Raw genomic sequence first — 22,317 nt, forward strand, 5'->3', positions numbered from 1 at the left:
CCTCCTCATTGATTTATCAGAAAGACAGAAGAAAGATCAAAACCGATAAAGGGTTTTTCACTTTCAAAACCAAATCTCAAGCCAGCCGTCAATTCTTCAAACTGTGGTAGAAGGTTCTCGAAGGTATAAGCAACTCTGGCAGCAAGCGAATACTGCGATTTCACATCACCGATGAGCCAGTGAGTACCTGAGGGTATCGTTCCACCATGCCAAGGTTTATCCGGCGTTCTTGTACCATATATCAACCCTTCGTAAATTGCGCTGATCGACCATCCTTCATTCGAATATTCCAGAGAAATAGAACAAGCTATGTTGTTTTCACCGTGTTTATAACCGATCATATTCTCTTCGATGGGAAGATTTGAGCCTTCGAAATAGACATATTCGTATGGTCTACTGGAAGTCGTTCTTTGAAAAGTAAATGCAGTGGCACCTGCTACTTCGAATGTCAACCTGTATGGTCCACTTTTTCCGGAAAAGCCAAACAGGAAAGCCATCTTATCTGGATTTTGGAAGCCTTGTGGATTGAGAAATCTGTTCATGTTGATGTCATCTATGAGAATTTCTGAATAAACAGAATAATTTTTACCAGTATACCTTACCCAGCCACCAATCATTGAATTGTCGTCTAATTCAGATGTGGGATATTCCCAAGGTGCGTTTAAATGCCAGAATTCCTGTATACCAGGCGCTGGAATTGGAATGAAAAAATAATATGGATCGAAAAATCTTTTTAAATATAGAACGCTCTCTTCATAGGCTATTTCAAGGCCATCTAAAGGCGAGTAAATGATGGATCTGTAATTAAAACCCTTGATTGGCTTGCTATCGTTTTCCACAAATCTAAGACCGCCCCACAGGGTTTCAACTCTGAACTTCCCAAAAGATCCGTAGTAGATCGATGGATATGAAAAATCACTTTCATCGACAAAGAGTTTGTAAATATTCCCAGGTCCTATTGAATGTCCTTTTACACCTACTTGGATCAAAAAGATATCGTTTTTCCATTCAAAAAAGCCTTCATCCCAATACCAATAATTGCACCAAAGATCATCTGCGTACGGTGGAATTACCTGATTGTCCCTTTTGAAACCACCGCTCGCTGTAAAGGAAGTTCCCATGAAAGGTACTATCACAGAGAATTTGGTAAGGTCAGTTGGCTGATCAAAATCGTATTCGATCCATCCATCAAATTTAAAGGTAAAACCAAAATAAAAAACACCAAGAATGGTCAAGATAAAAACCAGATTTTTCATGTGATAAACCACCCCACGAGTGATTTGATCAAATCAATTTTTCGCTCTCAAATACTTCACAAAACTATCGACATCGTTTGTTATGACACCATCTATACTGTTCTTGACCTTTTCATATTTTTGTAAATCATCCAATGTCCATATAAAGATCTTCACGTTGTGCTTTTTGATCAGATTGCATATAATATTGAAATAATCAGGATAATCAATCAATTGATGAGGCAGATGCATCGAATATGGTTTATGCTCGAGCAAACTTTCTACAAGTTTAATTGGGTCATCTTTCAATTCTTCACCAACCAAAAAACCAAATTTCATCTGCGGGTATTTCTTTATCAAATCAGCTATGAGATCATGATGAAATGATGAGATAACGCTGTTTTCGACCAACGAATATTTTCTGATCAACTCTATGGCATTCTCGGCTACCCTGTGTTCTTTGAATTCGGCGTTCAACAACTTTTCTTTTGGAATGATCGAAAGTACCTCTTCAAAAGTTGGAATGGATTCACCATCCCGATTGTATTTTTTAAGCTCATTCAAAGTCAATTCGGCGACTTTAAGCTGGACACCGAAGAGTCTTTGCAGATCTTCATCGTGAATTACCACGATCTTTCCATCTGCCGTCATTCTCAAATCCAATTCAAGACCATCTGCACCGTATTCAAAACCTTTTTTGAAAGCCTTTAAAGTATTCTCGGGGAACTTTGCAGAATATCCTCTGTGTGCAAAAATCACCATCTTCTTAATCCTCCTATTCGAGCAAAATTGTCCATCACGTAATTTGCAAAGACTTCAGCATTTGAAGAAGATTCAACGACAAATAGCCAAGTGTCTTTCCACCACGCAACGATGTACTTCCCATCTTTCTTTGTACTGTACAAACCACTGGTCGGGAAGTCCAAATACGTCCTCGAACTCCAAATACCGAAATTCTTAACTATCTCTTTCCAACCATCTTTTGCAGATCCATTGTAGAATTTGAAGCCATAGAAAAGATAGTTTGCCCCGTCTTTCAAATAACTCGCCACAGCACCTTTTTGTTTGACAGTTCCATATCCATCTATTTCTTCAGAAAAGATCAATGTATATCCATCTTGAACGGATCTGAGAGCCGAAGTGAGAGAATACGCATTTGGAGGAACATAAACAGGTCTTAACATGCAACCAGTTAAAAGTAAGGCAAAGAAAGTAACAATTATTTTTTTCATCTTAAAGCCTCCCTGAGAAAAAGATTCTTCTCAAGTACATCTGCAACAGTACCATATTCCATATGCCCTGGTAATATCAAAGAATTTGGATCGGTTTTTTTGAAAATGATCGATAGTTTTTTCAGACTTTCCAACATAGAATTTTCATCGGATTCAGGAAAATCAGTCCTACCTATACTGTCAATAAAGATTGTATCACCTGTGAAGAATACCTTGTCTGTCACGAAAACAACAGAACCTGGTGTGTGACCTGGCGTTTCAATTATCTGAAAGTGCCAATCTCCTATCTTCAGCTCGTTAGCGAATATTTCGCATTGATTCATGTAACGATAACTGGTACCGAAAAAATGAGACTTGTTCAGCATTGCATCTGAAAGACCTTTCAGATCAGATTTTGAAATATACACCTTCAATGGCTTGAGTTCGGTCAAACCACAGATATGGTCAAAATGCATGTGTGTCAAAAGAACAATACACTCTTGATCAACGATCTTTCCCACACCGTATCCTGGGTCTATCACTATTGGTGGATTATTTTCCAGAACGTAGGTATTTGTACCTATTGGTCCTGTTAAAGTGTGTGTTATGTGAGCATTGATTTTTGATGTCATAGATACCACTCCTGTATAATCATTTTGATGAGATACACAGTTCTGTTCTTAATAATATCATGTACAGTCTTGGCACAACAGGTTTTATTTACTCCGTTGAATTCTTCTGCTATAATTGCAGGTTTAATCGATTGTGCTGAATTTGAAGTATCGATATGTACCTTTTCTATAGATGAACCAAAGATAGTTCTTGCACTCGAGAATGCCGTCAAAAGAGGTGTAAAGGTTAGAGTGATCTCTGAAACACCATTCACGAGTTGCTGTATCCCTACGAAAATAGATGCCGAGAATTCTCTTTTTCACATGAAAGTGATGATAGTCGATTCAAAAGTGCTGATCATCGGTTCTGCAAATTTCACCACTCATAGTCTGTTTAATTCATACAACGATATTCTTGTCATCGAAGATATGAGTGTAGCAACTGTATTTGAGCAATTTTTCGACGATCTGTGGGAAGGTTACGAAAAAAGAATCGAAGCAAAAACACCAAAGATCTACTTTAAGAATTTTCATATAGAACAGACGATACTCGAACAGCTGAGTAAAGCAACCAAAACACTTGATGTGGCTATGTACGCATTCACACACCCGCAAGTATGGGCACTGGTTAAGATACTTTCAAGCAGAGGAGTCCGAGTGAGAATTTTACTGGATGAATGGTTTTTCAAGAATTCGAATCTGTCAAAACTACCCTTTGGAGGTATCGAATTAAGGGTAATACGCGACTTTACTTTGCACAGTAAGTTGTTTATAATCGATGGACGAACAGTTATAACTGGATCTGCAAATGCGACTAAGAGTGGATATGTGAGCAACGCAGAGATGATTGTCATTTTACAAGATAGACAGTTGTGTCAGAGATATGTAAAGTACTTTGAAGATATCTGGATGGAAGGAGAGATACCTTGAAGATATTTGTCTTTGATTTAGATGGGACGATCTTACAAGATACTCATGATATTCATCCAAAGAATCTTGAAGCCATTGAAAAACTCATAGAACTTGAAAAAGAAATTGTTTTTGCAAGTGGTCGGATGTTGCCGTCTATGGTAAAGTTACTCAAAAGGTACTTTTCGCAACAATTTCCATTGATAGCATACAATGGTTCTGTTGCCTGGCTGCCTGAAGTTGGAAAGATTTTGGATGTCAAAATAGATCCTCAGACAGCGGTAAAAGTAATAGAAATTCTCAGAGAGATGAAGATTCACAGGCAGGCTTATGTCGAAGACAAGCTCGTTGTCGAAGAAGAAAACGATCATGCAAAGGCATACAGCGATCATTCGCAGATAGAATTAACAGTTGTACCAGATCTGGTTCAAGTTGTCAGAGAGAAGGGCGCGACAAAACTGCTCGCAATAGACGAACCACAAAAACTCGATTCTGTGATAATTCACTTGAGAAAGATTTTTCCAAACCTTGCTATTTTCAAATCTTTTATCAATTACCTGGATTTTGTCCCTGCTCAAGTTGATAAAGGTCGAGCACTTCAGTTGATCGCAAACTACAAAAAATGGGACTTGAAAGATGCCGTTGCATTTGGAGACAACGATAACGATATCGCATTACTCAGAGCAGTTGGTTTGAAAATCGCAGTCAAGAACGGTACCAAGGCGTTGAAGGAGGTCGCAGATGTCGTTGTTGAGGAGAATACAGAGGGTGGCCCTGGTATTTTCATTCTTGATATGCTCCAGCGTGGTCTTATCAATTGAAGTTTCCTTTGAACTGAAGAGCGTGACTGAGGAATCGATCTTGGTGGTACCAATTCAAAGAATCGTAAAAGACGTCAGTTTACTCTCGCTTGGATGTAATCAAAACCTTGAAATTGCGCGAGAAGTGGGTTTTGCAGCAGGCATGGTTGCACGTTCTTATGGCTTTGAGTATGTCGTCTTTGGAACACTTGATACACTTGATGAATTTGATTCAAATCCACTCGATAGAATTTCTCGTTCTGCATTCATCACGGCACAGGTACTCACTTATCTGGGTGAAGGTTTGTTCAACAGTGGTGTCACACCGATTTTGAATGGTTTAGATAAAATAGATCCCAATGTGGTAAGAGCTTTGATAAATAGAAAAGTGATATATCCTGTTTTCGTGGAGAATGAAGCAAAGATAGACAGACTTAGACAGCTCGGGTATGATGCGGTGTGTGTTTTCATGGATGGCACAGCGAGTGGTAAATTACCAAAAAATAAAGTAGATTTGAGTGTAGATCTTTCAATAGTTGAAAATGTTCGTAGACAGGTACTCGAAGGTGCTATAGTGGTACTCAATAGATCAGAAAAGATCATCAATGTAAATGAACCCTTTGCCAAGACAGGTGTCTTGATCTTTTCCAACGAAGAATGGTTACTCACCCTGGCAAAGCAGGTTCTCGATGGAGACAGACCTTCAACTGGCAGAACTCCTTGAGATCAGACATACTGCTATTGCTGAAACTCCTTCATTCGATTCAAAACCAAGATGATTCGAACTCTTGAATTTGATCGAAACACATTCTTTTGGTATTTGCATGGCTTTCGATAGATTGGCAATCATTTGATCTCTGTATTCTGAAAGTCTAACAGCACCACAAACTACAGTTGTATCGAGATTGACTATCTGCCAATTTTCTTTTCTCAACAATTCAGTAATTTTCACAAGCATTTGTAGGCTTGATGCGTTCTTCCATTCGTCTATTTCTGGAAAATGTACTCCTATATCTTGTAAAGATGCTGCACCGAGCAGAGAATCGATCACTGCATGGCACAGCACATCTGCATCTGAATGACCATCAAGACCAAGTGGAAAATCTATTTGAACGCCACCCAGAATGAATTTTCTATCCTTTTTGAAAGGATGCCTGTCAGTTCCTAATCCGACTCTCAGATTCATTCTCTTTCCACCTGTTCTACTTCGTAAAAGGAAGCGGTTTTAGGTTCGAACATCAATATCACCGTACCGATTGGTCCATTTCTCTGCTTGCCTATGATTATTTCAGCTTCATGTGGTTCGTGGATGCGGTCGCTCTTCTTGTAATATTCGTCTCTGTATATGAAAAGGACGGTATCTGCATCTTGTTCAATCGCGCCAGATTCTCTCAGGTCACTCAAGCGAGGTCTTTTGTCCTCTCGAGCTTCAACGGCACGAGAAAGTTGCGAAAGTGCCACGACAACTATGTTTAATTCCCTGGATAGAAGTTTTAGAGATCTTGATATCTCCGAAATCTCTTGTTGACGGCTTTCAGAAAAACCACCACGTACGTGCATTAGTTGTAGATAATCGATGAAAATAGCGTCTATATTGTACTCTCTCTTCATTCTTCGAGCTTTTGCACGCAATGTCCTTGGATCTAATGAAGGTTCATCGTCAACGATTAAATTCGCTTTGTAAAGTACTGATGCACCCACAGTCAATCTTTCCCATTCTTCGTTGGACAAAAAACCCGTTCGAAGTTTGTGCAAATCAACCCTTGACTCTGTACAGAGTAATCTCTGGGCGAGTTGTTCTTTTGACATCTCCAGACTGAAAAGACCAACAGAAAGATTGAATTTAACAGCCATATTTCGTGCTATTGTCAGTGCGAAGGCGGTTTTTCCAACTGAAGGGCGAGCTGCAACGATTACAAGATCGGATTTGTGAAAGCCTGTCGTTTGCCTATCAAGGGATTTTAGACCTGTCGGTAAACCACTTACAACTGCCCCCGGCTCCAAAACATTTGAACTCCTTGCCCTTAATTCTTCAAGGTTTTCAAACACCTGATGCATAATCACGCCAATATGTTCATAAGTCTTTGTGGTTCGAGACTCTGCGATATCAAAAACAACTCTTTCGGCTTCATCAAGGATATCATCGACTTCTTTTTCTCCATAAGCTGACTCGACGATATTTCTCCCTGCTTCTATGAGACTTCGTAAGATAGATTTATCTCTGACTATCTTCGCATAGTGCATCACATGAGCCGAAGTGGGTACAGCCTCTGCCAGTTTTGCCACGTCCAAATCACTACCTACAAACTTCATCTGCCCGTTTTTTTTCAACTCTTCGCAGACAGAGAGTATGTCGATAGGATCTCCTTTTTCATAGAGTCTTTCCATCACTGAAAAAATGGCTTGATGTTTTTTTGAATAGAAATCCCCATTTCTGAGTATTTCCATCACATCGTTGACAACACTTGGATCTATCAAAATACTTCCCAGTACCGCTTCTTCCGCTTCAAGGTTATTAGGTGGGATCATCTGGGTCATGTAATCACTCCCAATAGAAAATTTAACACAAAAAACGGAGCCAAAGAAGCTCCGTCCTGGTGGAGCCGATGGGACTCGAACCCACGGCTTCTACCTTGCGAAGGTAGCGCTCTCCCAGCTGAGCTACGGCCCCGACACACAAATTATAATCTCATCTTTTGAAACTTTCAACTTTCTTTCATCAAACCACGCAGGATTAGAGTTTGTATGGCTTCAGTCGCAGAAGATCCACTCATGACCTGAGCAATTAACTTCGCAGCGGCTTTTGGATCTACATCTGGATGAACAATTTGATTTTCTTTGCCTTCTTCGATGAGTTTTGCAACTCTGTCAACAAAAACATCATATCGTTCTTTCAGTCGCGACCAGGTTGCTTCAGGATTGTCGATGTTGCTGCTGAGAACAGCTGGTCTTTCTCTTTCTATGACTCTGGACAAGACCTTTCTGCTTGTGACGAAATCTATGTAAGCCTTCAAGAATCGCTTGATCTTTTTCACATAATAATTTTCATTTTCTATTTCTTTGAAGATGTGTTTTTCGAGTTCTTCAAGTGCATTATTCCAGATCTCTTCAAAAAGAATTTCTTTGCTGGGAAAGTAATAGTATATTAACGCTTTACGCACACCAGCGCGTTGTGCTATTTCCTCAACACTCACACCATCAAAACCTTTTTCAGAGAAAGCAGTTCTCGCAGCCTCAAGAATCCTTTCACGTGTATCTGACATTTTTTCACTCCTTGCCAGTACAAGGAAGTGAGGGAATCTCCCTCACTTCAATTTCTTATCTACGGCAAGAGCTTCCTCCTTGTTCATGTATCGTTTCATGCGAGTTTCGTAGTTGTATATTCCTCTGTTGACGGGATATCTATCAACATATCCATGTTCATACCATAACTTGTCGGCATAGGTCTTCCATTCTTCAGCTAATTTGTCGAGTTCCTCTGCCAGATCTTCTACAACCCTTTCTGAACCTTCGTGTTGTGGTATCGCATTGAAATGTTTAACCATGGCTCTGTAGACTTTTGGATTGTCGATAATAGGACATGGTCTGAACAAGTTATTTGAATACGGTACCATTCGTTTATAGGACTCAAAGAATGGTGATTTGAGTATTTCCAAAACTGATTTTTCTCTGATACTGTCAACTGCAAACTGCTGGAAGACACAGGGTTCAACGTATCCCTTAGCGTTGACGTGGAAGTATTTCGCACCGGCTGCGAGACAACCATGGGTCAAAAAGCCATGATTCCAGAAGTCTGCCACAAATGCAAACTTTCCTCCAAGCCTGACTTCGTCTGTTTTGAAGAATCTCTCGTATCTTTGCTGAGCTGTTGGGACAAGGTCCATCGACGCGTTAATTCCCACAGGCATGTACTGGAAGACCCAGGCATAGACAACCTGTTGTTCTTCGAGAAATTTCCAAAATTCGTCTTTCATCAACGTGTCGTGATTCATTCTGGTTGCAGTTATTGAAGCTCCAAAAGGCACACCATATTTTCTGAGTCTTTCCCAAGTTTCCATAATGCTCTTGAAAACGCCTCTACCACGTCTCCAGTCTGTATCGAGTTCAAAGCCTTCAACGGATATCGCCGGGGTTGCGTTCCCGAGTTTCGAAAGTTTCTCAGCAACTTCATCGGTTATCAACGTACCGTTTGTGTAAATGAGGAAATAATTGTCATCGAATTCTTCAAATATTTCCAATAGATGAGGCCAATAGAATGGTTCTCCACCAGTGATAACCCAGAAGTAGATTCCCAATTCGTTGGCTTCTCTTATAACTTTTTCAACCTCTTCTTTTGTGAGCTCATACTTTCGACCATACATTCCCGCATAACAACCCACGCAGTTCAAATTGCAAGCATAAGTTGGACTTATAACACCGAGTTTTGGCAGAACAACTTTGTGTTCATGCATTTTCTGCTGTCTTAATGGTTCACCAATTGCAAATTCGTTGATGATGAGGTTGTTTATTATTTTCTCCACACACTTTGGACTCGATCTTCTAAAAACATTCACCCAGCTTGTTATCATCGGGTGCTTTTCCTTTGCCATGATCGCCAATTTCTTCAAAGCGCTCTTTGATGGTTCCCTTGTGAACGCGCTGAGTGTCGAAAAAAGTCTGTAAAGACCATCTTCATCGGTGTGATGAAGAACTGCTGAGACAAGCTTTCCCGCTTGCCTGTAAATCGCACCTTTAATTCCTCCCACCACAGGCATAATCATACCTCCTTTACTGACTGGTCGGTCAAATTATGAAGGATGTAAATGACTTTTGAATTAACATAAGGTAACTTAATTGTTGCGCAGCAGATTCAACCTCTCCCACACCACTTTTGCGGCGCGGGTATCGTCTTCATTGTAGTCCAAGACCGTTTTCAAATAGAGTTCATCGTGTGTGTTCAACCAGAGTTGGAAATATCTACTTGCCCTTAAACCATCGAGGTTCGTTCTCCAATGAAAGCCATACAAACGGGCCACACTCTTCAGAGAATAGGTGAAAAGTGGGAGAGCAACGTGTTTAGAGAGAATCTGGTAAATATCAGCGAATCTTTTTTTGATTTTTGAGAATACAGGTTTCAGGTCTGACCATCTTTCTGATAGGCTGGAAAATCTCGATGGTTCATAAGCACAATAATGATAAATCGGACCATCGGTTTGATCAAGAAAATCGATGGTATCTGCAAAAACTCTGTATTCTTGTTCTTCGTTCTCGCACAAGAATGGAATATATTTATCATTCACAAGTACACCAAATAGATAATCAAAATTTCTGCTGGTGTGTGACTCAATGTCAAGAAAAATGCCATCTGGGAGCTCTTGATATTGGGAGAGGACTACTTCCTTTTTTTCGATAAGAGCTAATGCTTTTTTCTTGAGTTTTTCAAGGCTTTCTTTGGAAATATCCTTCAGTTCTTGAATTTGAATGATCGCCGATAAATTATTGACGCCTTCTTCAATCAATTTGATTCTTGTTTTATCACTCAACCCATGAATTGCCAACAAGTCTTGTTTTTCTACTAAAACACCAGTACAGTCTAAAACATGGGGACAAGTTTTACACTGTGAGACAGGTTTAGGTTCTGGTAAATCTTGCATTCTCAACTCTGCGAGATTTTCGATCAAGGCAAACAAGCGTGTCAAACCATCTCTCCAATCGATTCGTTTTGTGAAATATGGTGAAACTATAATCACCTCTGAGACGATGTATCCTACGCTTGAAAAAATATAACCATGGAAAGCGGCTTCTGTTATGTATTTATTCTTAAAAGTTTTGGCGCTTTTGTTGAGTATTATCTTCCATTTATCGCCATCTGGAACAACTGCTTGTGGATCAGATACAAGATTCAATCCAAACAATTCTGTACTCAAAATAGGTTTTTCAACTGAAAAACCGAGTTTCATCATTTCTCTGGTTTCCTGTTCAGAAATAATACCCCGCTTGTTTTTATACTCTTTTTCTAAACAATATCTTCTTGGACATATCAAAAATTGTTCTACATCCTCGAACCAGATTTCTTCATCCATACTCATTCCACCAATCATGTGCGACCAGTTTGACTTTTTCCTTAACGAAGGAATGAACTCTGAGAAATTGATCATTGAGAAAGGTATCATCAAGATTGTTTTCTAAAAGTGGTCTGACTTGGTCAGCCAATGACTCGTTTTGAATCGAAGATTTCATTGGACGGCGAAATTCAAGGGCTTTCACAGCACACATTAATTCGATGGAAGCTAACGCAACGATGTTTTCTAAAATCTTTAAAACTTTGAGACATGCATTCATTCCCATACTCACATGATCTTCTTGATAGGCACTTGTTGGAATCGAATCGACTGATGCCGGATGTGACAAAATCTTGTTCTCATTGCACAGAGCAGCGGCTGTGTACTGCCAGATCATATAACCGGAGTTGAGACCGCCTCTTTGTGCTAAGAAAGGCGGTAGACCCTCATTCACCTTTGGATTTAAAAGTCTATCGATTCTTCTTTCAATCATATTTCCAAGATCTGCAAGTGCTATTGAAAGAAAGTCCGCGGCAAATGCCAGAGGTTCTCCATGGAAATTACCCTGGGATATAACTTGGTCATCAAAGACTAAGGGGTTATCTGTTGCGGAATTGATCTCTGTTTGCACGATATTTTTGACATAATTTATCGTATCTAAAACTGCTCCATAGACCTGTGGCACACATCTCAATGAATAGGCATCTTGTACTCGAGAACAATTTCTATGGGATTCTCTTATCTGACTATTCTCAAGGAGTTTTTTCATCAACTTTGCAATTATTTTCTGACCTTCATGCGGCCTTGCAAGCCAAACAACATCTTCATAAGCATCAGGAGAGGCAAAAAGAACATCAGCCGACAAGGAAGCAATTTGAGTTGCAAGATGTATTAAATTTAAAGCATCATTAATTGCTATGCATAAATTTGCCGACATCGCTTGTGTGCCGTTCACAAGACTCAGTCCTTCTTTTTCGGCTAAACGTATAGGCTCTACATGTTTTTCTTTTAAAACTTTATCTGATGGCACCTTTTTGCCATTCTCCAACACATAGCCTTCACCAATGATCACCAAAGCCATGTGCGCAAGTGGAGATAGATCGCCGCTGGCACCCACAGATCCCTTTGCCGGGACAAAGGGAGTGATTCCTTTGTTGAGGAGTTCACAAATCTTTTCAACCACAATGGGTCTAACCCCAGAAAAACCAAGAGCCAAAGAGTTTGCCCTTATTAGCATCATTGCTCGAACGACTTCTTCGTTGAATGGTTCACCAATCCCACAAGCATGTGAAAGTAGAATATTGTGCTGAATCTTGATTAAATCATCATTTGAGATCTTTGTTGTTGCAAGAGCACCAAAACCTGTGTTAACACCATAAACGGTTTTTTCGCTTTGGAGGATCTGTTCTACAACTTGCCTACTTTTTTGCATTTTTTCGATCGATTTTGGTGAAAGCGAGACCTGCTCAAAATACCTGGCAACCTTGACAACATCTTGTATCGTCATAAACTCACCAATTACAACCACTCGATCGCCCCCAAACTATGTTTACCATTCATAGTATAGCGAAAAAACATGATTTAATTGTGATATACTTTATTTCCAAGGGGTGAAAACGTTGGACAAACTCAACGAACTTGAGGTTCTCGTTGATAGAGTTTTACAAGATTACAAAAGATTAAAAGAGGAGAATGAACAACTTTGGAATCAGATGAACGAAGCATTGAGTAGAATTGAAAGACTGGATAAGGAAAAAAGAGAACTCGAGACACTTGTAGAAAATTATCGCAATTCTTTGACGTCACTGGTCGAAAGATTGCAGAAAATAATAGGAGTTACGGAGAATGCATATGAGGAAAAGTATCACAATTAGACTCGGTGAGAGAACGTATGATCTCATGACTGATGCAAATGAGGAAGAACTTATAAATATTCTGAATCGTCTTCAGACTCAGTATTCTCAACTCAAAAATAGTGTACAAGACGCCGAAATAGATGAAATTCTACTCGTAATGCTTGCGAATGCTTTATTGGATCAAGTGAGATATGAAAAGACTATCTCACAATTGGTTACAAAACTCAGTCAGTTTGTTGATAGGAAAGAGGGGAAGACAAGTTGAGAATAGGACTTTTCGACTCAGGTATCGGAGGCTTGACTGTTTTAGCTCAACTTGGAAGATATATTCCGGATGCCGAGTATTTTTACGTTGCAGATACCTTGAATGCCCCTTTTGGAACCAAGACACAGGATCAAATACTGAAAATATCGGTTAGAATTATCAATTTTCTCCAAAAAAATGGCGTTGATTGTGTGGTAACGGCGTGTAATACAGCTGACGCATCGATTAGATTTTCAAAAATAGAGTTTCAGATACCGTATTTTGGAATACTCGATTTCGAGATTCCTGAAAATCTTGAAAAGGTGGCTGTGATTGCTACGAAGTTCACCGCTGAAAGTAAGATTTACTCAAAGATCTTGAAATCTAAAGGTGTTAAGGAAGTGCTTGAGATACCGTGCCAAGGTTTTGTAAAGATAGTTGAAGATGATTTAATAGATTCGCCGGTGGCTGATCAGGAGATTGAAAGCTGTTTGAGTATACTCAGAAACACCGATATTTCCACTTTAATATTAGGTTGTACTCACTTTCCATTTTTATCCGATCGCATAAAGTCACATTTTCCGCAGATCAATATTTTTGATCCTGCACAAACAGTTGCAGAAAAAGTTTCGCAAAAATTTCCAAAGACCAGCAACAGCCAAGGGAAAGTGAATTTTTTTACCACGAGTGATCTTTCAAATTTCTCCAAGAAAATATTGAGAAATCAGCGGTTTTTCTCATTGCCTTTCACTATCCAAAAAATTGATTTGGGGGATTCAGAAAGGTGAAAAGAGTCTTAATTGTCTCAGGATTATCTGGTGCCGGTAAGAGCACGGCGATTAAAGTTCTCGAAGACATAGGTTTTTTCTGTATAGACAATCTCCCGCCTGTTTTGCTTAACGATTTCATGGCACTTTTAGCCAGTTCTTCTGTTGAAAAAGTTGCACTGGTTATAGATGTGAGAAGCGCTCAGTTAGGAGATGCTGTCCAAGCAGTCAATAAACTGATTGAAAGCTACAATGGCATAGTCACTGTGATCTTTCTTGAAGCCTCCGTTGAGGAACTGCTCAGAAGATTTGCAACAACACGTAGACGTCATCCTTTAGAAGGAGTTTTGAACCTTGAACAGGCTATTTTGAAAGAGAAAGAAATGCTCAGAGAAATGAGAGAAATTTCAATAGTAATAGATACAACGGATCTTGATATACATTCACTGCGCGAGAAGATAGGTTCTTTGTTGAGAGAAGAAGAGCGTTTTATGATCAGAATCAGAAGTTTTGGATTCAAATATGGTATACCGCTTGATACAGATTTTGTAATAGACACTCGTTTTTTACCAAATCCTTTTTATGAAAGAGAACTGGCGGCGCTTGATGGTAGAAACGAGAGAGTAAGGGAATTTTTCAAAAGGCATGATGTTGTAGAACAATTTATAGAATACACTGCAAAGATGATAACTCTGGCGGCACACGGATACGTAAAAGAAGGAAGAGCGGTCATGACTGTTTCCATAGGATGTACTGGTGGAAGGCATAGATCTGTTTACATAGTCGAAAGACTTTTCGAGACGCTCAAAGACAGTTTTGTTGTCCATGTAGAACACAGGGATGTGGATAAATGAAGGTTGTTGCTATTGGTGGAGGAACAGGTCTCTCGGTGTTGTTGAGAGGTTTGAAAAATTATGATTTAGATCTAACCGCGATTGTGGCAGTGACGGATGAAGGAGGAAGTTCAGGTAAGATCAGGCAAGAATTGGAGATTCCTCCTCCTGGTGATGTTAGGAACAATATCATAGCGCTCGCACAAGATGAGAGTTTAATGAGCCGTATTTTCTCTTACAGATTTCAGAGCAATGGTACGCTTTCAAACCACAGTGTGGGAAACATCATCTTAGCTGCGCTCACAAGAATGACGGGTAGTTTCAATATGGCTGTCAAGTTGGCTTCGAATATTCTTGCTATCAAAGGAAAGGTACTACCTGTATGTGAGCAGTTGATAAGACTTGTTGCCCATTATGATGACGGCGCAACGGTGATTGGCGAAACTCAGATCATTCAAAAACGCGCGAGAATAATCTCTGTGGAACTCGACAAACCAGCCAAGGCACTTGATGAAGTTATCGAGACTTTAGAGACATCAGACGTGATACTCATTGGTCCTGGAAGTCTCTATACAAGTGTGATAACAAATTTCCTTGTTGATGGCGTTTCACAGGCAATAAATCACAACAAAAAAGCCATAAAGATTTACATTGCAAACATAATGACTCAACCAGGTGAAACATTGAATATGAACCTACAAGATCACGTCAGCGAGGTAGAAAAGTATTTACAAAGCTCTGTGGATTTCATTATCGCTAACAGTTCGAATTTTCCAAAAGAGATCATTGATTCGTACTCACTTCAGGGAGCCGAACCCGTGATTCCTAAGGGTGCGATTGACGATAGGTATATTTTGAAACCCTTGCTCAAAACAGTTTATGAACCAAGTGATCCTCGACTCAAAGCAAGGCATGATAGTGACTTGCTCGCTAAAACCGTTCTTGAAATTTGCTGGAGAGGAACAAAATGAGAAAGACGAGTTTTTCTGAGAAAGTGAGATACGAATTGTGTTCGATGGAAATTTCAAATCTTGCAGAAGCCGAAGCTGAATTGATGGGCTTTATAAAAGCCAAAGGTGTTCTGAGATTGTCAAAAGACGATAAGACTATTTCTGTGACATTACCGAATATACAAACTGCAAGAAGGTTTTTGAAACTCATGGATCAATTGTCGATTGCAGAACACGAAACGGTGGTTATACAAACCAGGCAATTGTGGAAACAAAAAGGAGTTCAGTTCAATCTACCCGTTTTATTCCTGGAAAATCTTCAGCAAGAACTTTTCAGCGAAAAGATTCCAAAAAAGATATCAGATGATGCGGCGCTTTTTGGGGATTTTTTAAGGGGTCTTTACTTGGCATCGGGTTCGATAATTGATCCTATTGTTTCATACCATTTGGAAATTGCCAGTGGTTCTCAAGAATTTCTGGAACAGATTCGTATCTCTTTAAAGGACAAATTTGGTATAGAATCGAGAGTCTGGCAATCACGTCACAATTACAAACTTTCTATCAGAAGAGCGAATGATTTGATTGAGACTCTCAACTTGATTGGAGCCATAGAATCTGCTACATTGGTTGAGCAGATAGTACAAAGGCGTTCTGTGGCATCTGATGTTAACAGAAGTATGAACTTTTTGTCTGCAAATGCTGATAGAATAGGAATTAGTACCGTAAAGCAGGTACGAGCTATTGAGATAATTGACCAGAGCATTGGAATAGATTCATTGGAAGACGATCTGAAAAAACTGGCTAAATTACGGATCGAAAACGAAGATCTTAGCCTGAGAGAACTTGGAGAGATGATGGAGCCAAAGATGAGTAAATCGATGATTTACTCGAGAATGAGAAAAATCATGCAACTTGCAGATAAAATAGAAAGAGGGCAGATCAAATGAAATGCCCCTTTTGCGGTTTTCCGGATAGTAGGGTCTTGGATTCAAGGCCCACACTCGATGGAACGGCTATCAGAAGAAGGAGAGAATGCCCTGAATGTGGTGCGAGATTTACAACATATGAAAGATACGAACTATTGCCTTTGATAGTGGTAAAAAAAGATGGTCGAAGAGAGGTATTCGATCGCTCAAAGCTTTTGAATGGAGTCTTAAAGGCTTGTGAGAAAAGACCAATCTCTTACGAAACTCTCGAGAGACTCGTCGAGGAAGTTGAATTGACTCTGCAAAGGCAGGGTACCACTGAGATACCATCAAAGCTCATAGGTGAATTAGTCATGACAAAGCTTAGACAGATAGACCAAGTTGCTTATGTGAGATTTGCATCTGTTTATAAAGATTTTCGTGAAATAGACCAATTTCTTGAAATAGTGAAAGAACTGAAAAAAGATCAGGAGGTGGAAAAATGAACAAGAAAAATGTGATTCAATTAACAAAGGAAGGGTATGAAGAACTCAAGCAAGAACTGGACTCACTCAAGCAAAAGCTCATGTATGAGATTTCACAGAGGATAAAGGAAGCACGTGAACTGGGCGATCTTTCTGAGAACGCCGAATATGATGAAGCCAAGAACGAACAAGGAAGGATAGGAAGCAGAATAGCAGAACTCGAACAAATTTTGAACAACTCCGAGATCATTGAAAATATGGACTCAAGTCAGATTTCCGTAGGTTCATGGGTTTTGATAAAGAATCTGAACACAGGTGAAGAACGTTCAGTGAGACTTGTCAGCCCACAGGAGGCCGATGTTTTCTCAAATAAAATCAGTGTCGATTCACCTGTGGGAAGGGCACTTGTGGGAAGAAAAGTTGGTGAAATTGTGAAGTTGAAGGCACCTTCAGGTTCAGTCAGGTATGAAATAGTTGGTATAAGTACAAGATCCATGGAACAAGAATGAGGTGATCATGTGATAGAAGAAATTCGCAAACAACGTGCGAAAGAAATTGAGGAACTTAGATCTCTTGGAATTAACCCATATCCATACAAATTTGAAAAAAAGCACACTACGAAGATTATTCACCAATCTTATGATTTTTTGCAGCCAGGACAGGTACTGGAAAATGAAAAAATCATAACTGCTGGTCGTGTTATGACGATCAGACTTCATGGCAAATCGTGTTTTTTCACATTGCGCGATTTTGATGGGAAAATACAGGCTTACATCAGGCAAGAAGAGGTTTCGGAGCAAAAATACGACCTGTTCAAGAAATATGTTGCACCAGGTGATTTTGTAGGAATAATTGGTTTTCCATTCAAAAGCAAGACAGGGGAATTGACTATATATGTCAAAGAATACCAATTGTTGAGCAAATCGAGAAGACCATTGCCAGAAAAATGGCATGGTTTGAAGGATAAAGAAGTAGCATACCGACAGCGATATGTCGATATGATAGCCAACGATTCGACTTTAGAGAGATTCAAAATTCGTTACAAAGCCATATCCTTTATAAGAGAGTTTTTGATCAAAAGAGGCTTTGTCGAAGTCGAAACCCCAATACTGAATTTCATACCTGGTGGTGGTGCAGCAAAGCCTTTTGTCACGAAGCTCGAGGCGCTTGATTGTGAAATGTATTTGAGAATAGCACCGGAACTTCATTTGAAAAGGTATATCGTTGGTGGGTTTGAAAGGGTGTTCGAGCTTGGTAAGAATTTTAGAAATGAAGGCATATCGTATAAACATAGTCCAGAATTCACATCGATAGAGATTTATCAAGCTTATGCGGATTATCACGATATGATGGAATTGACTGAAACACTTATCTCAAGCCTTGTTTTCCACTTATACGGTTCTTACAAAGTAAATTATCAAGGCACCGAGCTTGACTTCACTCCCCCTTGGAGGAGACTCAAAATGAGAGAGTTTATAAAAGATAAACTCGGTGTTGATATACTCGGAGACGACGAAAGACTACTTGAAAAGGTTTTGAAAGATCGAGGTGTTGAACTCGATACAAACACAAGAGCCAGAATGATAGAGAAACTTTGGGATTTGGTTGAAGATCAGGTCGTTCAGCCAACTTTCTTGATGGACCATCCGGTGGAAATCTCTCCCTTAGCTAAGAGACACAGAGAAGATCCAAGATTGACTGAACGATTTGAACCCATTATTTTTGGAATGGAACTGGGCAATGCATTCAGTGAGTTGAACGATCCAGACGATCAGTTTGAGAGGTTCAAATCTCAGTTGAAACTCAGAGACGCCGGTGATGAGGAAGCACACAGGATGGATTTAGATTTCATAAGAGCTCTGGAATATGGATTACCACCAACGGGAGGTCTTGGTATAGGTATTGACAGATTGATGATGCTTTTGACAGATTCACCATCTATTAGAGATGTCATAGCTTTTCCACTTGTCACTCAAAGTGATGATGAGGACGTGTTCGAAGGGAGTGCGGCAGAATGAGAGAATGGTTCAAGAAATGGCAAAAGGTCATAGTCTGGATTATAGCGGCTTCTTTCATTGCAGGAATCGCTTGGTGGTCAGTTGCCAGTTATCTTTCCACAAGGACTTCAAGTGGAAGTTCTTCTATCGACCAAGCAGTAGGTTATATCAAAATCAACGGCTCATCAATTTCAGATTCTGCAACGTGGGTTTTGCCAGCAGAACTCGACAGCGAGTACAGTAACCTTCTAAGCAGATACGGCATCAATTCGCTTGATCCATTGTTCCAAGAGCCACAACAAAAAGCCAATTTACTCGCACAGTTGTTGAGAGAAAAAGTAATAATTCATTACGCCAAACAGAATAAATTGACTGTCACTAAAAAAGAGATAGAGGCAAAACTGAACGAATACAAAAAGCAAATAGAGAAGGATCAATCCTTATCCCAATATTTCAAACAACAATATGGGAGTGTAGATGTCTACTTAACAAAGGTTTTAAAACCTTCTATTGAAAAATCTTTGACCCAAGAAAAGGTAATGAATAGCGTTGCCAAAGTAGATACCGATGAGATGAAAAAACACTTTGAAGAGAATCTTGATCAGATAAAGAAAAATTACGACAAAGTCGATGCTAAGTTGGTATCTTTCTCTGATGAAAATCAAGCAAAAACATTCATGAAAAAACTTTTGGAACTCGACTTTGATTCTGCCGCGAGTGAGATGAATCTGAGCGTGATGGATTATCCCGGTTTGACCAGGGGTATCTTCGATGAAAAATACGAGAATGACATATTCTCTGGTGCAACGGGGACAGTCGTCGGACCAATTGCATTGGGTAATTCTTGGTATATCTTAGAAGTAGAAGATGCTACAGTAGTCAAAGATTTCAATTCCTTTACCCTCTCGGATGCCTATGAAACGGAGAAAAATTCACTGCAGTCGCAAAAAATGCAAGAATGGTATGATAGCTATGTCAAACAGAACAATGTAGAGTTAGTTTTTGCAAACGAGATCTACGATTCTTGGAGAAAGATAAGCGAGACTTCAACATCTACTGAACTTGAACAGATTCAGCAGGATCTAAAGAAAAAGATCTTTTCTGAAGATGGTACGATCTTGCCCGATGCACCCGATACATTAAAGAGTGCCTATGTGGTCTTGATTGAAAAGATTCAAGATTCTTTGAGTTCAGATACCACCGAAACCAAAGAAAAATGGCAGCAACTCCAGAATGAGAAAACATTACTCGTGAAAAATTTGTACGAGCAGTATCCCAGTTCATTAGAAGTAGCCAGGAGAATGTATGACATCGATAATCAGAATTTGGACGTGAAGTACAATTACTTTTCATTACTATACTCAGAGATAAAGCCTTATCTATACCCTGAGTATCTTCAGTATCTGCTCCAGAGTATTATAGAAATCGAGTCAGGCTTTTCGAGTATAGCATTGGATACAAAGGCTTCAACAGAGATGCGTGCCAGTTCTTATTACAATCTGTACGACCTGAGCAAATCACTCGAAGATGCGACAAGTGCCAGGTTTTATTTAGAGGAGCTCAAGAAAATCGACCCAAGTTATATCGATTTTGAAGCAGCCCTGAACGAACTCAAGTGAAGTCGTCAAAAAACAAAAGCGGGCAAAAGCCCGCTTTTATTTGGCTGGGGCGGGAGGATTCGAACCTCCGAATGTCGGATCCAAAGTCCGATGCCTTACCAGCTTGGCGACGCCCCACCGTGATATAATTTTACCATTGTCAGGGAACAACGTCAACATTTCAAAAGAGGTGATATTTTTGGAGAAGCTCAAACTCAAGATCAACGATACTAAAGAAGAATTAATGATCGATCAAGGCGAAAGATTGATAGATTATGTTTCAAAGTACAGTAAATACCATTCAACACCAATTGTTGCAGCAAGAATTGACAATGCGATAGTAGAACTGAATAAACCACTTGATAGGGGTGGAACAGTTGATTTCATAGATCTTTCCACGTTAGATGGTTTGAGGATCTATCAGAGAGGTGTGTTGTTCTTATTACACATGGTTTTGAAAGAATTGTACAAAGACTATCAGTTGTGGGTATTGCATTCCATTGGAAATGCGTTGTATTGCGAGTTGAGAAGAAACGGCGAGAGAAAAAATTTCACCAATGAAGATATATCAAGGATCAAAGATAGAATGCAGCAACTAATCCAGCAAGACATAAAATTTGAAAAACATGAATTTTACAAAAATGAAGCCTTCGAGATTTTTTCAAATCAAGGTGATGCAGACAGAATCAGACTATTCAAATTCAGAAAAAAGAAGACGGTGAAATTGTATAAATGTCTGGATTACTATGACTATTATTACGGTTATATGCCACCAAGTACGGGTTATCTGAAGTATTTTGACATTGATAAGCAAAACGACGGTCTTTTGTTGATTTTGCCGAATCAATCTGATCCTAAGAATGTCAAAAAACCAAACCCATTGCCGAAGTTGTCGTCGGTTTTCCTGGAATATGCTCGCTGGCTTGATGTCATAGGAATAAACACTGTGGCTGATCTGAACGAACTCATAGCCAGTGGTGAACGCGCAGTGATTGATTTGATGCTTCTCAGCGAGGCATTGCATGAGAAAAGAATCGCCCAAATCGCTGAGCAATTCGCCAATAGCGGTGCTCGCGTGATTCTCATAGCTGGCCCATCGTCTTCTGGTAAAACTACCTTCGCAAAACGTTTATTGATTCAGTTGAAGGTTTTTGGTTTCAAGCCTTTGAGCATCTCTCTTGACGACTATTTTGTAGACAGAGAAAAGACGCCGCGTGATGAATCGGGAAACTTCGATTTCGAGTCGATTGAAGCGATAGATTTAGAACTATTCAATCAAAATTTGATAGATCTACTTGAAGGAAAAGAAGTACGACTACCTCGTTTTGATTTCAAAGTTGGTAAAAGAATCTGGACAGATAAGCCTGTTAAGTTGGATAAAAATCAGCCAATTGTCGTTGAAGGTATCCATGGTTTAAACGAGAGATTGACATCTTCGATCGACAGATCGTATAAATTCAAAATATATGTAAGTGCTTTGACTCAACTCAATCTCGATGCACACAATCGGATAACGACGACCGATACCAGGTTGTTGAGAAGAATTGTACGGGATTACAAATTCAGAGGTCATTCTGCACTCACCACACTCAGAATGTGGCCGAATGTCAGAAGAGGAGAAGAGAGAAATATCTTCCCATTTCAAGAAGAGGCAGATGTCATGTTCAATTCGGCTATTGTATATGAACTCGCAGTACTCAAGATCTTTGCAGAACAGCTTTTAGTCCAGATTTCTCCAGATGAACCGGAATATTCAGAGGCATTGAGATTGACAAAGCTTTTAGATTATTTCTTACCAATCACGAACATCGAAGATATCCCAAGAAGTTCTATTCTCAGAGAATTTGTTGGAAGGAGTGTTTTCAAATATTGAAA

Annotated in this window: 24 protein-coding genes and 2 tRNA genes; 14 read left to right on the forward strand and 12 right to left on the reverse strand. The window is 39.6% G+C overall.

The genetic code is table 11. The annotated features are described in order from the left end of the window. Positions 1 to 5: 5 nt before the first annotated feature. The 4 genes from TSP02S_RS09000 to TSP02S_RS09015 are packed head-to-tail and all read right to left on the reverse strand — an operon-like array spanning position 6 to position 3,078. Positions 6 to 1,256, reverse strand: coding sequence for a hypothetical protein (locus TSP02S_RS09000; RefSeq protein ID WP_041083562.1), 1,251 nt, complete (start codon positions 1,254 to 1,256; stop codon positions 6 to 8). Positions 1,257 to 1,289: 33 nt separating this feature from the next. Further along, positions 1,290 to 1,997: a glycerophosphodiester phosphodiesterase family protein gene (locus tag TSP02S_RS09005; RefSeq protein WP_041083563.1), complete on the reverse strand. Its 708-nt coding sequence runs from the start codon at positions 1,995 to 1,997 to the stop codon at positions 1,290 to 1,292. Continuing rightward, positions 1,991 to 2,467, reverse strand: coding sequence for a DUF3242 domain-containing protein (locus TSP02S_RS09010; RefSeq protein ID WP_041083564.1), 477 nt, complete (start codon positions 2,465 to 2,467; stop codon positions 1,991 to 1,993). Before TSP02S_RS09010 ends, TSP02S_RS09005 begins: the two co-directional genes overlap by 7 nt. Next, entirely contained in the window at positions 2,464 to 3,078 is a 615-nt protein-coding gene (locus TSP02S_RS09015) for an MBL fold metallo-hydrolase (RefSeq protein ID WP_052465413.1), read from the reverse strand. The genes TSP02S_RS09010 and TSP02S_RS09015 overlap by 4 nt, the downstream gene beginning before the upstream one ends. Before the next feature lie 27 nt (positions 3,079 to 3,105). Here TSP02S_RS09015 and TSP02S_RS09020 point away from each other — a divergent pair, with 27 nt between their 5' ends. From TSP02S_RS09020 to TSP02S_RS09030, 3 genes are read left to right on the forward strand one after another with little or no spacing between them, the layout of a single operon-like run. After that, on the forward strand, positions 3,106 to 3,987 hold the full coding sequence (locus tag TSP02S_RS09020; protein WP_041084349.1) for a phospholipase D-like domain-containing protein: 882 nt from the start codon (positions 3,106 to 3,108) through the stop codon (positions 3,985 to 3,987). After that, positions 3,984 to 4,787 (forward strand): Cof-type HAD-IIB family hydrolase, encoded by an 804-nt coding sequence (locus TSP02S_RS09025; protein WP_041083565.1) that lies wholly within the window; start codon positions 3,984 to 3,986, stop codon positions 4,785 to 4,787. Before TSP02S_RS09020 ends, TSP02S_RS09025 begins: the two co-directional genes overlap by 4 nt. Beyond that, on the forward strand, positions 4,771 to 5,490 hold the full coding sequence (locus TSP02S_RS09030; protein WP_070104625.1) for a hypothetical protein: 720 nt from the start codon (positions 4,771 to 4,773) through the stop codon (positions 5,488 to 5,490). The genes TSP02S_RS09025 and TSP02S_RS09030 overlap by 17 nt, the downstream gene beginning before the upstream one ends. On the opposite strand, the gene ispF is transcribed toward TSP02S_RS09030, so the two are convergent. The 7 genes from ispF to hutH all read right to left on the reverse strand — a co-directional run bounded on the left by ispF (position 5,470) and on the right by hutH (position 12,335). Then, positions 5,470 to 5,952: a 2-C-methyl-D-erythritol 2,4-cyclodiphosphate synthase gene (ispF, locus tag TSP02S_RS09035; RefSeq protein WP_052465415.1), complete on the reverse strand. Its 483-nt coding sequence runs from the start codon at positions 5,950 to 5,952 to the stop codon at positions 5,470 to 5,472. The two genes, TSP02S_RS09030 and ispF, sit on opposite strands and share 21 nt — an antisense overlap. Beyond that, the gene (gene dnaB, locus TSP02S_RS09040) at positions 5,949 to 7,304 is read right to left on the reverse strand and encodes a replicative DNA helicase (protein ID WP_144380761.1); all 1,356 of its coding nucleotides are present in this window, start codon (positions 7,302 to 7,304) and stop codon (positions 5,949 to 5,951) included. The genes ispF and dnaB overlap by 4 nt, the downstream gene beginning before the upstream one ends. A 57-nt stretch (positions 7,305 to 7,361) precedes the next feature. Continuing rightward, positions 7,362 to 7,437, reverse strand: a tRNA-Ala gene (locus tag TSP02S_RS09045). A 34-nt stretch (positions 7,438 to 7,471) separates the two neighbouring features. Continuing rightward, positions 7,472 to 8,029, reverse strand: a complete 558-nt coding sequence (locus TSP02S_RS09050; protein WP_041083566.1) for a TetR/AcrR family transcriptional regulator — start codon at positions 8,027 to 8,029, stop codon at positions 7,472 to 7,474. A 42-nt stretch (positions 8,030 to 8,071) separates the two neighbouring features. Continuing rightward, positions 8,072 to 9,520 (reverse strand): radical SAM protein, encoded by a 1,449-nt coding sequence (locus tag TSP02S_RS09055; RefSeq protein ID WP_041083567.1) that lies wholly within the window; start codon positions 9,518 to 9,520, stop codon positions 8,072 to 8,074. Between the two features lie 75 nt (positions 9,521 to 9,595). After that, on the reverse strand, positions 9,596 to 10,828 hold the full coding sequence (locus TSP02S_RS09060; RefSeq protein ID WP_041083568.1) for a TM0106 family RecB-like putative nuclease: 1,233 nt from the start codon (positions 10,826 to 10,828) through the stop codon (positions 9,596 to 9,598). Continuing rightward, positions 10,821 to 12,335 (reverse strand): histidine ammonia-lyase, encoded by a 1,515-nt coding sequence (gene hutH / locus TSP02S_RS09065; RefSeq protein ID WP_052465416.1) that lies wholly within the window; start codon positions 12,333 to 12,335, stop codon positions 10,821 to 10,823. The genes TSP02S_RS09060 and hutH overlap by 8 nt, the downstream gene beginning before the upstream one ends. Positions 12,336 to 12,426: 91 nt before the next feature. On the opposite strand from hutH, the gene TSP02S_RS09070 reads away from it, so the two are divergent. Genes TSP02S_RS09070 through TSP02S_RS09115 form a run of 10 tightly spaced genes read left to right on the forward strand, consistent with a single transcriptional unit; the run spans position 12,427 to position 20,463 of the window. Beyond that, complete coding sequence (locus tag TSP02S_RS09070) at positions 12,427 to 12,681, forward strand: hypothetical protein (protein WP_041083569.1); 255 nt, start codon at positions 12,427 to 12,429, stop codon at positions 12,679 to 12,681. Then, entirely contained in the window at positions 12,659 to 12,928 is a 270-nt protein-coding gene (locus TSP02S_RS09075) for a hypothetical protein (RefSeq protein WP_171816337.1), read from the forward strand. The genes TSP02S_RS09070 and TSP02S_RS09075 overlap by 23 nt, the downstream gene beginning before the upstream one ends. Next, positions 12,925 to 13,695, forward strand: coding sequence for a glutamate racemase (gene murI, locus TSP02S_RS09080; RefSeq protein ID WP_041083571.1), 771 nt, complete (start codon positions 12,925 to 12,927; stop codon positions 13,693 to 13,695). The genes TSP02S_RS09075 and murI overlap by 4 nt, the downstream gene beginning before the upstream one ends. Continuing rightward, the gene (rapZ, locus tag TSP02S_RS09085) at positions 13,692 to 14,528 is read left to right on the forward strand and encodes an RNase adapter RapZ (protein WP_041083572.1); all 837 of its coding nucleotides are present in this window, start codon (positions 13,692 to 13,694) and stop codon (positions 14,526 to 14,528) included. The genes murI and rapZ overlap by 4 nt, the downstream gene beginning before the upstream one ends. Further along, positions 14,525 to 15,478 carry a gluconeogenesis factor YvcK family protein gene (locus tag TSP02S_RS09090; protein ID WP_041083573.1) on the forward strand — a complete coding sequence of 318 codons (954 nt, stop codon included), beginning with the start codon at positions 14,525 to 14,527 and terminating at the stop codon, positions 15,476 to 15,478. The genes rapZ and TSP02S_RS09090 overlap by 4 nt, the downstream gene beginning before the upstream one ends. Continuing rightward, on the forward strand, positions 15,475 to 16,404 hold the full coding sequence (whiA, locus tag TSP02S_RS09095) for a DNA-binding protein WhiA (RefSeq protein WP_041083574.1): 930 nt from the start codon (positions 15,475 to 15,477) through the stop codon (positions 16,402 to 16,404). Before TSP02S_RS09090 ends, whiA begins: the two co-directional genes overlap by 4 nt. Then, entirely contained in the window at positions 16,401 to 16,868 is a 468-nt protein-coding gene (gene nrdR, locus TSP02S_RS09100) for a transcriptional regulator NrdR (protein WP_041083575.1), read from the forward strand. The genes whiA and nrdR overlap by 4 nt, the downstream gene beginning before the upstream one ends. Beyond that, on the forward strand, positions 16,865 to 17,356 hold the full coding sequence (greA, locus tag TSP02S_RS09105; RefSeq protein WP_041083576.1) for a transcription elongation factor GreA: 492 nt from the start codon (positions 16,865 to 16,867) through the stop codon (positions 17,354 to 17,356). The genes nrdR and greA overlap by 4 nt, the downstream gene beginning before the upstream one ends. Positions 17,357 to 17,365: 9 nt before the next feature. Continuing rightward, the gene (gene lysS, locus TSP02S_RS09110) at positions 17,366 to 18,865 is read left to right on the forward strand and encodes a lysine--tRNA ligase (protein WP_041083577.1); all 1,500 of its coding nucleotides are present in this window, start codon (positions 17,366 to 17,368) and stop codon (positions 18,863 to 18,865) included. Then, positions 18,862 to 20,463, forward strand: coding sequence for a SurA N-terminal domain-containing protein (locus tag TSP02S_RS09115; RefSeq protein ID WP_041083578.1), 1,602 nt, complete (start codon positions 18,862 to 18,864; stop codon positions 20,461 to 20,463). Before lysS ends, TSP02S_RS09115 begins: the two co-directional genes overlap by 4 nt. 41 nt (positions 20,464 to 20,504) lie before the next feature. Here the strand turns inward: TSP02S_RS09115 and TSP02S_RS09120 are convergent. Further along, positions 20,505 to 20,580, reverse strand: a tRNA-Gln gene (locus TSP02S_RS09120). A gap of 61 nt (positions 20,581 to 20,641) precedes the next feature. On the opposite strand from TSP02S_RS09120, the gene TSP02S_RS09125 reads away from it, so the two are divergent. Next, complete coding sequence (locus TSP02S_RS09125) at positions 20,642 to 22,315, forward strand: nucleoside kinase (protein WP_408645537.1); 1,674 nt, start codon at positions 20,642 to 20,644, stop codon at positions 22,313 to 22,315. Positions 22,316 to 22,317: the final 2 nt, after the last annotated feature.

The organism is Thermotoga profunda AZM34c06, from assembly GCF_000828675.1.
GTDB classification, from domain to species: domain Bacteria; phylum Thermotogota; class Thermotogae; order Thermotogales; family DSM-5069; genus Pseudothermotoga_B; species Pseudothermotoga_B profunda.